This window comes from [Scytonema hofmanni] UTEX 2349, assembly GCF_000582685.1.
GTDB classification, from domain to species: Bacteria; Cyanobacteriota; Cyanobacteriia; order Cyanobacteriales; family Nostocaceae; genus Hassallia; species Hassallia hofmanni.
In genome coordinates, this window is the sequence record NZ_KK073769.1 from 1433848 (window position 1) to 1447735 (window position 13888).

Sequence of the window (13888 nt, forward strand, 5' to 3'; positions counted from 1 at the left end):
TCATCGTTGCGCCTACCTTAATGGATTAATCTCTGCTCGCTAAATAAAAAGTGGGATGCTCCCCGCGACGCGGGTCATTTTTCACCAATAATAAAGAATTGCGTGCTTCTCCCACACCTGAAAGCCTTGCCATGCAAATATATCGCCAGACTGTTTCTTCTACATCTTGGGCGTTCACCGTCAAGTCTATCTCAAATTGTTGAGCGCCAAGAGCAAATCTTTCTGCATAATAGTAAGATAGCCCACGTTGCCACAGATAAGGCTTCAAACGTGGATCAAGTTGCTCTGCCATATCGAAATCTTGAATCGATTCATTAATTTTGGCAAGCTGAAAATTGACCATGCCTCGTTGAATGTAAGCTTTTGGATCTTTTGGTTGATTTTGGATGATATGGTTCCAGTGTTGAAGTTGATTTTTGAGAGGATTTGAAAAAAACATTTGTTTGTTAGTGCGATCGCTCTTCCTTATATGAATTTATTTTATATTTTTTCACTTTTCACCGAAAACGTGTAAATAAATTGCATACATGTAATAATTAACTTTAAAAGTACTTGCTTGCCTGCACCTGCAAGATAAACTTCGTAATTAATAGATAGTCAGAATATTAGAAATTATCAGTAATCACAAATGAGCGATCGTTGGACACTCAAAGGAAAGAAAGCACTGGTTACAGGTGCTAGCAAAGGTATTGGACTAGCTGTTGCCACTGAGTTCTTATCTTTAGGTGCAGAAGTCACCATTGTAGCTCGAAATTCTAAGGATATAAATCAACAATTGAGCACTTGGCAACAAGCGGGATTACCTGCTTATGTTATTAGCGCAGATGTCGCAACCGCTGATGGTCGTCAAGCTATCTTTGAGCAAGTAGGCAAAACTATGGGTAAATTAGATATATTAGTCAACAATGTGGGAACAAATATTAGCAAAAAAGTCGTAGAGTACACGATGGCTGAATATGAGTTCATCCTTCAGACAAACTTGACTTCAATTTTTGAGATGTGCCGACTGTTTTACCCTCTCCTAAAAAATGGGCAAAACAGCAGCATTGTTAATATGAGTTCTGTCGCTGGTTTGGTTTCTAACCGCACGGGTGCGCCTTATGGTATGACTAAAGCAGCTATTAATCAACTAACGCGATCGCTATCAGTTGAATGGGCACAAGATCGGATTAGAGTCAATAGTGTAGCACCTTGGGCTATTTATACGCCTCTAACTAAATCTGTACTCGATAACCAGGATTTTCTCGACTTAGTTTTATCCCAAACACCTATGGGACGTGTGGGTAAACCAGAAGAAGTCGCAGGTATTGTGGCGTTTCTTTCTATGCCAATGGCATCTTTTATCACTGGTCAATGTATTGGGGTAGACGGCGGATTTTTAGCTTTCGGTTTTTAAGTCTAAATTTACTCTCATCAATTTCAGGACTTACGCACCGACTACGTATTTCCGTCATTGCGACGCAAGGAAGCAATCTCAAAGTCTTGTTTTCTCGTAACAAGTGCGTAATACCAATTCTTTATGAGGCTGCGCTTAATAACCCGACGAGTAAACTCGCGGCTAAACGAACGAAGCCCACTTGCGTGGGCTAAATTAGGCGTATCTTCACACAGAAATGGTATAAGTCCTAAATTTGAATCAAGTGTGGTATGTAGCTATATCTTGTAATCAGCCGTTTTCCATCTAAGCATTTCTGACAAAATTCACTACTTAATATCTAAAATCTGCCCACCGGCTAGAAGAAACTATGCACAAAATTCTGTATTGTGAGGCTAGTTTCTCAAAAATAAGTAAAAACACTTGTGGTTCCAATTAGAGACAATAATCCCATCACAATCACCCCTTATGTCACTTATGGGCTGATTGCTGCTAACGTCCTGGCTTTTCTTTATGAAGCAAGTCTTCCTCCCCAAGCATTAAATGGATTTTTACACCTGGCAGCTGTAGTACCGCGAGAACTAACCGCTAGTTTTGCCGGAATTGCCCTAAATCAGCCAGTTCCAGAGTGGGCAACCTTGATTAGTTCCCAATTTCTCCACGCTGGTTTGTTGCACTTGGGCGGTAATATGTTGTTTCTCTGGATTTTTGGCAACAACGTTGAAGATAAGTTAGGGCATTTCAAATATTTGCTTTTCTACTTATCTTGCGGTGTTTTGGCAGGGTTAAGCCAATGGTACTTTTCGCAAAGTTCTAATATACCTTCCTTGGGTGCGAGTGGAGCGATCGCCGGAATTTTAGGTGCATACATTCTCCGCTTTCCCCAAGTCGAAATTGTCGGCGTCGTTCCTCTAGGCTTTTTCTTCCCTACCTTCCGCGTTCCAGCTTATTTCTTTCTTGGATTTTGGTTTATCCAACAAGCTTTCTACGGAATCGCAAGTTTAGAGACACCGGCTAACATCGGTATGGAAAACGGCGGTATTGCTTATTGGGCACACGCAGGCGGTTTTGTGTTTGGGGCGATTCTCGGTCCTGTGTTAGGCTTGTTTAGCGATAAATCTAACGACGATTATTTGTACAAAGAGTGAAATAAATATTGATTTGTAAATCAGCATAAACTTTACTTGTAGTTCGCGCTTCAGCGCTGAAGCGCGAACTACTTTATCAGGATATATTGCAATTAATCAATAATAAGGAAAAACATCTGTGTTTCCCCTTTACGATGAAAACCCGACGCGAATCACTCCGTATTTTACCTACGGGTTGATTGGGATGAACATTTTAGTTTTTCTTCATGAAGTCAGTCTGTCAGGACAAGCATTAGAACCATTTTTTGAGTCCTATGCGGTAATACCACAAGAGTTAACCACCAACTTTGCCCAAGAATGGACAACCTTATTCACGTCACAATTTTTACACGGTGGCTGGTGGCATTTAATCTCGAATATGGTGTATCTCTGGGTTTTTGGCAACAATATTGAAGACCGCTTAGGTCACTTCAAGTATATAATTTTTTATTTGGCGTGCGGTGCATTAGCTGCTATGTGCCAGTGGTTTGTCGGGGTAAATTCGCAAATTCCATCTTTGGGAGCGAGTGGTGCGATCGCCGGAATTTTAGGTGCGTACATTATCCGCTTTGCCCATGTGAAAGTTGTCACCTTAATTTTCTTAGGATTTTTCGTCACCACCATCAGAATTCCCGCACTAATAATAATCGGACTTTTCTTTGTCCAGAATGTGATATCTGGTCTAGCCAGCCTGCAACAAGCCGCCAATATGAGTGTAGAATCAGGCGGAGTTGCTTACTGGGCACACATAGGTGGCTTTGTCTTTGGGATAATGCTCGGTCCCTTATTTGGCTTATTTAGGCAAAGTGAGTAAAGGAGTGGGGGAAATACGGTTCGGATAATAAATATTCGATAAATCTTGTAGAGACGCGATATATCGCGTCTCTACATACCCTAAATCACCACAAAAAATCCTTGAACCGTATTGCCATTACCCAACAGACACTTCTCGTTCCTCAGGTGGATAGATTCGTGGTGCAATTGGCTCAGGTATGGAAACGATGATATCAGCGCCATTAATAATGATTCCTAATAGCCCCAATTCAGATTCAGTTAATTGATCCACAGCTTCACCGAGCATGTTTTCTTGTGTATAATTTGGTCGTGCTACCAACACCATGCCATCGCTGTAAGGTTGAATTAACAAGGGGTCATTAGATAAGCTGAGAGTGCTAGTATCTAAAATTACTAAATCGTAACGTTGGCGAGCATCCTCCATCAGCTTTCGCATTTCGCTTGATTCTAGAATAGCGGCAGATTGGCGCACAGGACCCGGACTAGGAACAATATATAAATTTTCGACATCAGGAACTAAGTAAATACACTCACTCAAGCTGCCGTAATAGCGTAGGGGTTCAAGAGTAGCATCGGGGTCGAGATTAACATTGAGCGATTGACAACGGCTATGCGATCGCAAATCTGTTTCAATAATCAAAGTTCGTTTACCAGCACGGGCAGAAGCAATGCCCAAATTATAAGCACTCACGGTTTTTCCTTCCGAACTGCTGGTGCTAGTAATCAACACTACCTTCAAGTTTTTCCCACCAATGCGGCGCAGATTACTGCGTAACTTTTCATAATACTCTAAATAAGGAGACTCCGCAGAAAGTATTGTTGGCACTGCTTCTTTACTTAAATCATCAACTGGCATTAAAGGCAATTCGCCCAGCAGAGCCACTTCTCGTTGTTTGAGGTTGTCGCGAATATCTTCCTGGGTTTTGAAAGTCCCTTCCATTGCTCCTAACAAAAATATTACCCCGCCACCAACTAATAATCCAAGTATTGCGCCTACACCCAAAGTAATTGGCACACTCTTTGGCGGTTTTTGGTCGCTAATGACTACTGGTGGTTTAGCAATGCTGAGACTAGTGACAGTTTCTGCTTCTGCGGTTCTCGCATCAGCTAGCTTTATTTGCATTTGGTCATAGACGGTTTTTTTGAGTAGGATATCTTGCTCTAAGCGCGATCGCTCCAATTGCTTATTAGGTATCAGAGAATACTCTTGTCGCAATCGCGCCTCTTGTTTAACTTCGTCAGCTAGTTGCTTTTGTAAAGTATCCCGTTGGGTTTGCAAAGCCACCAGTTGATTTGCCAATAATTGGCGTGCCGGGTCTAAATTGCTATTGCTACGAATAGCTACAGCGTTAGGAGTCAAAGCCGCTGCCGTACCACCACCACCTACTACCTCAGTTGCACGTTGTTGTAATAGTTTTTCCGAAGTTTCTTTCTGACGTCGCAATTGAATCATTGTTGGGTGTTGTGGACGCAAGTCTTTTTTGAGCAATTCAATTTGCGACTCAGTTTGATAAATTTGCGATCGCAAGTTGGCAAGAATCGGATCGGCACTTAAAGCTGAAGATACATAAGCTTGGTTAACTGTCAACCCCAGTTTATTTTGCAAACTGGCAAGTTGAGCATCAATTCCGGAGAGCGTTAGTTGAATTTGCCGTTGCTGACCTTGGCTGATAGTGACTGCGTTTAACAAACTGCCATTTTCCGCAGCTAATATAGCAGGTCGTTGCAGGCGATCGTACCTTTCTAATTTCTGTTCAGCAGCTTGCAATTCTACCTTTGCTCGTGGTACCCGCTCGTTAATTTTGGCAATAATTGCCTTTAATCGCCCAGTATTAATCTCACCGCTTAACTTGACCATTGCTTGCATTAATGCCAGCACAGTCTCTTGCGCCCGCTTCGGGTCACTATCTTTATATTTGATTTCAATAATTGCCGGGGCAGCAGCTTCTCCTTCCTTCGCTGCTTTGGGAACACTCAGCGCCACATTTTCACCAATTTTTTTCGGCTTGACCTTTACTTGCATTGCCACAGATTCAATTATCTGGTCTGAGAGCAAAATTTCCTGGCTGAGTTCTTGCCCTTGCTGCTGAATTTGCGTACCAGTTGCTGAGAAAGAAACTGGTGGACGAGTGTAGGCAAGTGCAGCACTGGTTAGATAGCTAGGGGCTGGATCTGGTTGCACAGCCACCAGAGTTGACCCCGCTACAACTAAACCAAAACTGGCTAATCCAATCCACTTGTACTTATCAAAAGCAATCAGGTAGCGCTTAACAATGGGTGAAGCCATAACAATAATCAAATTCTTAGGCAGGTTTTAGCAGAAGCAGGAAAAACAAAGCGATCGCATCTTTAACTTTAAACAAGTTTTGTGACCAACAGCAAAAGGGAAGAAAGCAACTAGTTTGAGTTACCACTAAAAGTGTCAAAGAAGCGGATAAAACTTTCAACATTGAAAAAAGGTCGAGTAATCGTAGTCAAAAGATTAGTAATTTTACCGATCAGGGTTCGACCTACAACAATAACATCATTGTCTTGTAGAGGCACGTTTTGAGACACATCGCCGGAAAGTGCCTTTTTCGCATCAAGTTTTTGGGTGACGGCTTTACCTTGTTCTGGATCGAAGCGAACAAGAGCAATGTCTCGGAGATTAGCAGTATCCGGATTAATTCCGCCTATAGCATCTATAAAACTACTACCATTAGGTAGCGTTTGAGTGGTAATTCCGCCAGCCGCATAATTTAAAACGCGGATTCTAATTTGCGGTTGAGCTAGAGTTGAACGAGCTACTAAATTTCGGTCATAACCGTCATTAGCACCAATTTCTCGACGCGGCACAATTATCGCATCACCGTCTTGCAAACGTAAATTAGGCAATGAGCTAGCATTTTGCAACGTCGCATACAAATCAATAGTTTGTGAAATTATAGAACCATCAATTAATCTCCGCCGCACTTGCACTTGCCGCAGGTCTGCGTTGAGCGTTGAACCCCCAGCTATCAGCAGCGCATCAGCAATGCGGGGTGTCGGGGAAGCGATCGGATAAATTCCTGGACGCGGCACTTCACCACTAATCGTAACTTGAACTGGTCGCGCCCCTGCCAGCCCGACTGCCACAACCGGATCGACCAAAATGCGACTTAAACCCAAGCGAATTTTTTCTTGAGCTTCTTCCAAACTCAAGCCTTGTACGGAAACTGTTCCCAATTGCGGTACTACAATATTGCCCTCAGGATTTATTTGTGCTTGAAAACTCAAATCTGGACGTTGCCTAGAGAGTGATAAAGCCACAATCGGATCGATCACAAACCGATTTAAACCAGAGCTAATTTTTGCTTCTGCTTGTTTTAAAGTTAAACCTTGTAGCGACACTGTACCCAGTAACGGGACTGCAATATTGCCTTCAGGATTTATTTGCGCTTGAAAACTTAAATCAGAAAAGCGCTGAACCACAACGCTGATTAAATCTCCAGGTCCTAAGCGGTAGCGACCTGGAGGAGATTGAACTGTAATCCCCAATACATCTCCAGGTCCTAAAAGATAGCGACCTAGTTGGGGTGATATTCCCTCGTTTAAACCCGCAGGTGCAAAATCAACACTTGATGGGGGTGAAGGAGGTTGCCCTTGCCCCTGTCCTGGAGAGGGTAAAGGTTGAGCCACAACATCCGGAACAGATATTGTACAGAACACCCCTACCTGAAGACTAACAAGACACAAAGCGCTGAATACACGCCTAGAATAACCGATAACTATGAACATCAATCCAATCAAACTAAATTAAGAAATGCTGCGCCGACTCGCTATTTTACTCTGGAAATACTCTGGGTGTCCGCTCTTAATCAAACGTATTTTTATACAATTTATCTTTTTTTGCATCACCTAAGTACAGAATTTCGCTTTTTTCCTAGCGAATCCTCTAAAAAAAACTCTGCGTACCTCTGCGCTTACTCTGCGTCCCTTTGCGTTAAAAAAAACGCGCTCGTTTTTAGGCAAAGCTTTACTAAAACAGAAACCTAACTCCTTTTATAAAAAACTCCCCATTAATGCCCCTTGCACTGTTTCGCCAATAGACTTGGTTAAAGACCAAGTTGTTTCTACTTGCCCCAAGGGTTCCATCGGAATCATAATGCTGACGCAAACCCAAGGAGCACGCTGCTTGCGTAACTGTGCTAATTGATCTGCCGCAAACCACCGTATAGGTGATGGATTTCCACCATTGGGGAAAGCATACCATTGCAAAACCGCAAATGTTTGCTTCATAGTGGAGGCGCGAAAAAATTGAGCCTCGACTTTAACTTGGGTTGATGGTTGTTTTACCGTAAATTCTGCCAGACGATATTGAGCTACGTTCCACTGCTGCCAGCTTTCAATCTCTGTCCATTCTACTTCTGGTTGATTTTTAGAATCAGTTTGCGGTAGCAAAAGCAAAGTAGCCTGAGTTTGTGTGCCTTGTTTTTTGATGACTTGCATTAACCATTTGTGTCCACCAATCTGTTGTTGGCTTTTTTCAATGGTTTGCCAACCAGGAAGGTTTAACCCTTGGTGCCGCAACTGTCTCAACTGTTTGATAGTGGTGATAGGAGGCAGCTTTTGCCATTGCCAGTGTCCTGTGATGTATCCGGGTACAGCTCCTATCACCAGCAGTATTAGTAACAATAAAAGCGCTGCTAATCTAGGAAATTGGTTTTCTTTGAGTAATTTAGAAAAGGATATCATAAGTAAAATTTGCAATACTTACGCAAAATTTTACCTGCTAAAATCACTTCCTGTGTTCAGTAATTTTGACACTCTCCTACGTATTTCCCTTTCCTCAGGTTTAGAGGGGCTTTTTGGTATTGCGATCGCTCCCCTAATATTACCAAAAAACCCTCGTAAAGACGTTCCGCCGGAACGTCTATACAATCGTATGGAATGACGAATGCTGGCTTTAGCTTTCGTCTTCTGAAAAATATCTATCAAATCGATTAAGAATAGGCACTAATAAAAGCAGCATAATGGCAGAATATAAGTCTCCACCCCAACTGTCATGCAGCCATTCAAAAGCTCCCTGTTGTCCTGTTCCATGAAAGAAACTCAGTAAAGTGTTGCGAATAATATTCGCGGTGACGCTGACGACAACAGCAGTAGATAAAAACCAAATAGTTGTGCGACGCGATGATAAAGCACCTGTCCAATAAAGCAGCATTAAGCAGACGTATAAGGTAGTAAATAGCATCTTCAACCCCGCACAGTAAGGGGCAACTTCCACAATGCGTCCCCCGACGAAGATATTTATGCCGTCAACAGCTACTTGCATACCAAACTGACTTAGGATGAAACCAGCTGTACCAGCGATGAAGCTTTGAAGAGGCAAGGTGTAGGGAGCGATGAGGTAAGGTAATGCTGTTGGGGTTGCCAAAAACACTAATAGTAGGGAAAATCCTTGCAATTTAAAGCCGGGAATTCCTTTTAACCACAAGCACAATCCTGCTAAGATGGCTGGGAAGGAAAGATTAACCCATTCGGTAACGCCGCTCAGATAAAAAATTCCCCCTACGATCAATAAGGCTACACCCAAAGGATGATTGACATCGGGTAGTCGTTGCCATTTTTTTCGGTTTATCCAACTCAGATAAGCGGCAAAAGGTATACCAATAATACCGTGGCTAAAATATTCGTGTTCTGTACTAATACTTTTGTTTAGCCAACCATCCAACCAGTGCAGTAATATTGGCGCATAAAGCAGCGCTAATACACCGAGAATGGCGAAGCTGAACAATTGTGTTGCGTTTGTGTTTTGAATCTGACGCTGGAATGTCATAGTTTTTAGTGATGTGAATTACCCACACTGATATCATGTCAGGTTTATTATTTACAATGTAAAGACGTTCCACCGGAACTACGAGTAAAGACGTTCCACCGGAACGTCTCTACGAGGGTTGTGATATTTTTATTAATGTTAATTATCAGAATATAATATGACACGGAGTACCGGGTACATCGAAGAGATGAGCGGTAAACCGCTCACTACGAAACTCATATTTAAATGATAATTAGGAATTAGACATCGATCGCTCTTTTATTATGCGTTACCCAAATCCTTGTAGAGACGTAGCACTTCTACGTCTCTTTTGTCTGTATATTGGTGTTTAAATGCACAATAACTGTTGTTGTTCGCCACTGAGGATTGATGCCAAGGTTGCGACAACTTCTTTGACTTGGCTATGTTTTAAGCCTGGGTACATGGGTAAGGATAATATTTGCTTTGCCTGTTTTTCTGCTTGGGGAAAGTCTCCAATTTGATAATCTAAGTCGGTAAATGCCGGCTGGAGATGGCAGGGAATTGGGTAGTGAATGCCTGTTTGAATTCCTGCTGCTGTGAGTTGTTCCTGGATTTGTTGACGTTCAAGCACACAAGAATCATCGATTTTGATTACATAAAGATGATAAACGTGTCCTGTGCCACTTTGGTTTTGTATGGGGATGATACCTAGCCGATTTAAGGGTGCTAATTCACCATCATACTGTTGGGCGATGTTCAGGCGATCGCTATTCCAATTCGCTAAATATGGTAGTTTCTCTAGCAACACTGCCGCTTGCATCGTATCCAAACGGCTGTTCGTACCCGCTTCGGTATGATAATACTTCGAGGATGCGCCGTAATTCCGCAAGCGTGTCATTTTCTGGGCAACATCTGCATCTTTTGTTAGCAGTATTCCTCCATCCCCAAATGCACCTAAATTTTTACTCGGATAAAAACTAAATGCTGCTGCTATCCCCACTGAACCGGCGCGATATCCATCGCGTTCGGCTAAATGCGCTTGTGCCGCATCTTCAAAAATTAGTACTTTGTATCTATCGGCAAAGTCTAACAACTGTTGCGGTGATACCATTTGTCCGTAAAGATGCACGGGGATAATCGCTTTGGTCTGCGGCGTAATTGCTCTTGCTGCTGCTTCTAAATCAATTAAGGCTGTTTTGGGGTCGCAATCTACCAAAATCGGTTTTGCTCCCGCTCGTAGCACGCCAATTAGGGTAGCGACAAAGGTGTTTGCTGGCAAAATTACTTCATGTCCAGCACCAATATTACAAGCTTGCAAACCGAGAGCGATCGCATCGGTTCCGGAAGCAACACCAATACCGTATTTTGTTCCAGACTCTGCTGCAAATGCTGTCTCAAATTCTTTTAAGGCTTGCCCTAAAATAAAATCTCCTTTTTCAAATACAGCCTGCATTGCTTGCTGCAATTGAGTTTTCATCGATTGGTGTTGCAAGTTCAGGTCTACAAAAGGAATTCTAATTGTCATATTTTTTTTCAGAAAGCCTCAAAAATAACCTCAAAATCCGGTTTTTTCACATCTAATCCATTTTTGACTTAATACCCAATGTTTGGGTAATTACTGATTATGAAGTATTTGTGAACTTTATATGATTTTTTTCTTTATTTACCATTTTGATTTTTAGCAAAAAAGGATTGTATTTTTGATTTTTTGTCAGATTTACTCAATTTATTCTGGAAAAAGTAACAAATTATATTTAATATTTATTTAGATGATTTTCCCAAAAAAATCACTATTATTAGTTTTGATAAATGTGAAGCGCGATCTTCGTAGCTTACCGTAGATATCGCTTTCATTATTTTCGAGAAAACCGCCTCAGTAAATTCCAGGAAAAAAATAATTTTGAGTAAATTAAATTGAGTAGATAAACGTAAAATCTTTCCTTTATATATTAATGATCGGAAAATTTTATCCTTAGCGTTATCGTACCCACTTCAAATGTAAAACTAACGCGATCGCTGACATTAAAACCTAAAGTCAGGTACGGCAGCGAGTTCAAAGAAAGCCACTGCCTTGGATTAACACCCTTGCAGTGGGAAAAGAAGTACATGTTTTTTCTTGCCCCTTTACCCAAATAATTGCCATTCGTCTATTAGACAGGCGAAAGTGGAAATTAATTATGCGTTATCTGAAACCCTTGTAGAGACCTAGTACTGCTATGTCTCTACATTTTTCCACGCCTATATCTATTAGATAATTACTGAACTGCTGGGTTATATTTACCAAAAAGCCACTATACGTGTAGGCATTGCTTACCAAAATGCATTCACATATCATAAACTTAATACACGAGTCGCATTCTCAAAGTATTTCTTGTTTTACTCAGCACTCAATAATTTTAAGTAAGGTAAAAAATTTTCCGGCAAAATTGTTTATCGGTAGCAAAATTGGGGAATGCTTAAGTTAGCAAACAATAACCCATAAATAGGGGTTATAGAAATTACAGTATCAAACAATTATCAAGGTAACAGTGGCAATGGTAGAGCCGGAAAACAAATTGTTTGCCCTCAAAGATGGTTGGGCTTCCCAGGAAACGAAAGAACAACAACGACTAAAAGCGTTGTTGGAACTAGGTTTGCGGCAATCAGAAACGATTCCTGTTTTTGAAGAAGCGACTCAAACTGCTGCCCACTTTTTGGATTCCCCAATTTCCATATTGGGATTTGTGGATCAAGAGCGTCATTGGTTTAAGTCAGCGGTAGGCTTATCTCGACTGGGAATCATGAATCAGCTGGCGCAAAATCGTCAACTGTTACGCCGGGACTCCTTTTGCACCCAGGTGGTAGAGACTTCGCAACCCCTAGTTATCACTGATATGCGAAAAATCACGGATGCAGAACTTGCTGGTAGTAAGTTAGTGCGGGATTATGGCATTCGCGCTTATATGGGGGCACCGCTAATTGATGCTTCTGGGCATTGTCTGGGTTCGCTGGCAGTCATGTATCTTCATGAACACAAATTTTCCCCTCGAGATGTTGAGTTTTTACAAATCATAGCTCGTTGGTGCATGAGTGAATTTGAGCGCAATCAACTTTTGCAACAAAAGCCAGAAAGCACTCACAGTAACGCTTCTCATTTCTTATTTAAGGATGAGCAGCGCAGCGAAATCAGAATCACCACACCCCTAGAAAAAGACATCGATCCTACCAAGCAACTGAAGTTGGAACTATTAGGGCAGCTTACTCAGGAGTTGCTTACACCGTTGACATCTGTGTTGGGTATGGCTAGCGTTTTGGGACGTGAGATTTATGGACCTTTGACCACTAAGCAAAGAGAATATATAGAGATTATTCAACACAGTGGTCGATACTTGCTTTCGTTGGTAAATGAAATTAGCGAACTCGGAGCAGTGGATGAAAGACCGAATGTGCTGAATCTAGCTCCTATGGATATTGAAATGCTGTGTCAACAAGCTATCAATACGTTAGAAGAAGCAGCCAATCGTCGCGAGCAAGATATTCGCTTGTCGATAGAACCAAACCGCAGCCGCATTTGGACTTTGGATAAAAACAAGGTGCGACAAATGCTTTATCACCTGGTTTTCAGCGTGATTCAACTTTCTGCTACAGGTAGCGTTGTTCGCATTCATGTTTCTTACAAGGAAGATATACTCAACATTATTGTTTGGGTATCGCATCCCTGGTTGGGAGACGGTATAACCGAGGTTGATCCTTATTTTCGTCTAACTCCACTAGCATTAGTGGAACTGACTGCTGAAGCTACAAGTTACAGTATTGATCAGAAAAACCAAGAGCAAGTAAGGAGTTTGCCATTAGTAGAGTTGGATGATTCAAATTCATACGAATTTGGTGTTGATTCCAACTTAGATTTAACTAAGCCGCATAAAAGCATGTCTCGCGAAAGTTTGGGTCTGTTACTTAGTTGTCATCTAGCAGAATTGCATGGTGGGCAAATTTCGATTCAAGGTTCACCAGAATCAGGATATCGCTATGTGCTTTCTTTACCATTAAAAATAGCGACAACAGAAAAAGTTAGCAATATCTGATGCGATCGTATTTTTTCGCGTTTGAGGATGACAAAAATGTTTGTTATGTTGGCGTTAAACCTTGAATTATCGTTTGATGCGTCGAAAAATCAGCTATTTAGTCTATTTATCTGAGAGTGAGAAAAACTTAAAATTGATTGTTGCGAAACTAGTCGTCACCGATGAAAGTAAAATTTGCTTTTGGTGACGACTGCGATCGCCCAAGTTTTGATCGCCAAAGATGTCCGCGCATTATATAGACCTGACTGTAGATTTATCGTCTTTTAAGATCCCAGTAAAGTTTTGTTATCAGAGCATTTGACTAGCATCATTGTCAGTACCAAAAATATTGACTATACCTAAATATTTTATTTCCTCCTGGCTGTGAGTTACTTTTATCATCACAGTTAGAAGCATATATTTTCCCAAAAAAAATATACCTTATTAATATTCTTCCCATCCTGATGTTATGGGGTTATTAACTGCTAACTAAGTATAGGATGTATTAGATTATTCTTTTAGAACGATTTACAATTAGGAGAAAAACCTCATATATCTTTATTTTCAGCTACTTTTGTTAAAAATATAACTTAAGACTGATATTTTATTGTAGTAAATTTAGATTCATGATAAATTAAATACTTGACTCATGAGCTATATCAAACAAATCTGCCAAAACTTTCTTTGGATATCAGAGTGCATCCTTATTTTCTTTTCGATGTTATTTATTTCTCAATTCACATTCCCGGCTAGTAGTCAGTGAAATGTATAGTTGTTCACTTTTGGATTA

General features: G+C 41.2%; 9 protein-coding genes and 1 pseudogene. 4 read left to right on the plus strand and 6 right to left on the minus strand.

Annotated features, from left to right (window positions below):
• Window positions 1–64: 64 nt before the first annotated feature.
• A pseudogene (locus tag TOL9009_RS41765) lies at window positions 65–439 on the minus strand (tetratricopeptide repeat protein); the annotation flags it as partial.
• A 189-nt stretch (window positions 440–628) separates the two neighbouring features.
• On the opposite strand from TOL9009_RS41765, the gene TOL9009_RS0136700 reads away from it, so the two are divergent.
• The 3 genes from TOL9009_RS0136700 (at window position 629) to TOL9009_RS0136710 (ending at window position 3316) form a co-directional block, all read left to right on the plus strand.
• A complete protein-coding gene (locus tag TOL9009_RS0136700; RefSeq protein ID WP_029638663.1) occupies window positions 629–1396 on the plus strand; it encodes an SDR family oxidoreductase in 768 nt (255 codons plus the stop codon).
• A gap of 404 nt (window positions 1397–1800) precedes the next feature.
• On the plus strand, window positions 1801–2523 hold the full coding sequence (locus TOL9009_RS0136705; RefSeq protein ID WP_029638665.1) for a rhomboid family intramembrane serine protease: 723 nt from the start codon (window positions 1801–1803) through the stop codon (window positions 2521–2523).
• 118 nt (window positions 2524–2641) lie between these two features.
• Window positions 2642–3316 (plus strand): rhomboid family intramembrane serine protease, encoded by a 675-nt coding sequence (locus TOL9009_RS0136710; RefSeq protein WP_029638667.1) that lies wholly within the window; start codon window positions 2642–2644, stop codon window positions 3314–3316.
• 117 nt (window positions 3317–3433) lie between these two features.
• Here the strand turns inward: TOL9009_RS0136710 and TOL9009_RS0136715 are convergent, their stop codons facing one another.
• The 5 genes from TOL9009_RS0136715 to TOL9009_RS0136735 form a co-directional block, all read right to left on the minus strand.
• On the minus strand, window positions 3434–5584 hold the full coding sequence (locus tag TOL9009_RS0136715; RefSeq protein ID WP_029638669.1) for a GumC family protein: 2151 nt from the start codon (window positions 5582–5584) through the stop codon (window positions 3434–3436).
• A 110-nt stretch (window positions 5585–5694) separates the two neighbouring features.
• A complete protein-coding gene (locus TOL9009_RS0136720; RefSeq protein WP_029638671.1) occupies window positions 5695–7053 on the minus strand; it encodes a polysaccharide biosynthesis/export family protein in 1359 nt (452 codons plus the stop codon).
• Between the two features lie 264 nt (window positions 7054–7317).
• Window positions 7318–8010, minus strand: coding sequence for a cyanoexosortase B system-associated protein (locus TOL9009_RS0136725; protein ID WP_029638673.1), 693 nt, complete (start codon window positions 8008–8010; stop codon window positions 7318–7320).
• Between the two features lie 211 nt (window positions 8011–8221).
• Window positions 8222–9094: a cyanoexosortase B gene (crtB, locus tag TOL9009_RS0136730; RefSeq protein ID WP_029638675.1), complete on the minus strand. Its 873-nt coding sequence runs from the start codon at window positions 9092–9094 to the stop codon at window positions 8222–8224.
• Window positions 9095–9422: 328 nt separating this feature from the next.
• A complete protein-coding gene (locus TOL9009_RS0136735; RefSeq protein WP_029638677.1) occupies window positions 9423–10580 on the minus strand; it encodes a DegT/DnrJ/EryC1/StrS family aminotransferase in 1158 nt (385 codons plus the stop codon).
• A gap of 1009 nt (window positions 10581–11589) precedes the next feature.
• On the opposite strand from TOL9009_RS0136735, the gene TOL9009_RS0136740 reads away from it, so the two are divergent.
• Window positions 11590–13119: a GAF domain-containing sensor histidine kinase gene (locus TOL9009_RS0136740; protein ID WP_029638680.1), complete on the plus strand. Its 1530-nt coding sequence runs from the start codon at window positions 11590–11592 to the stop codon at window positions 13117–13119.
• The last annotated feature ends 769 nt before the right edge of the window (window positions 13120–13888 follow it).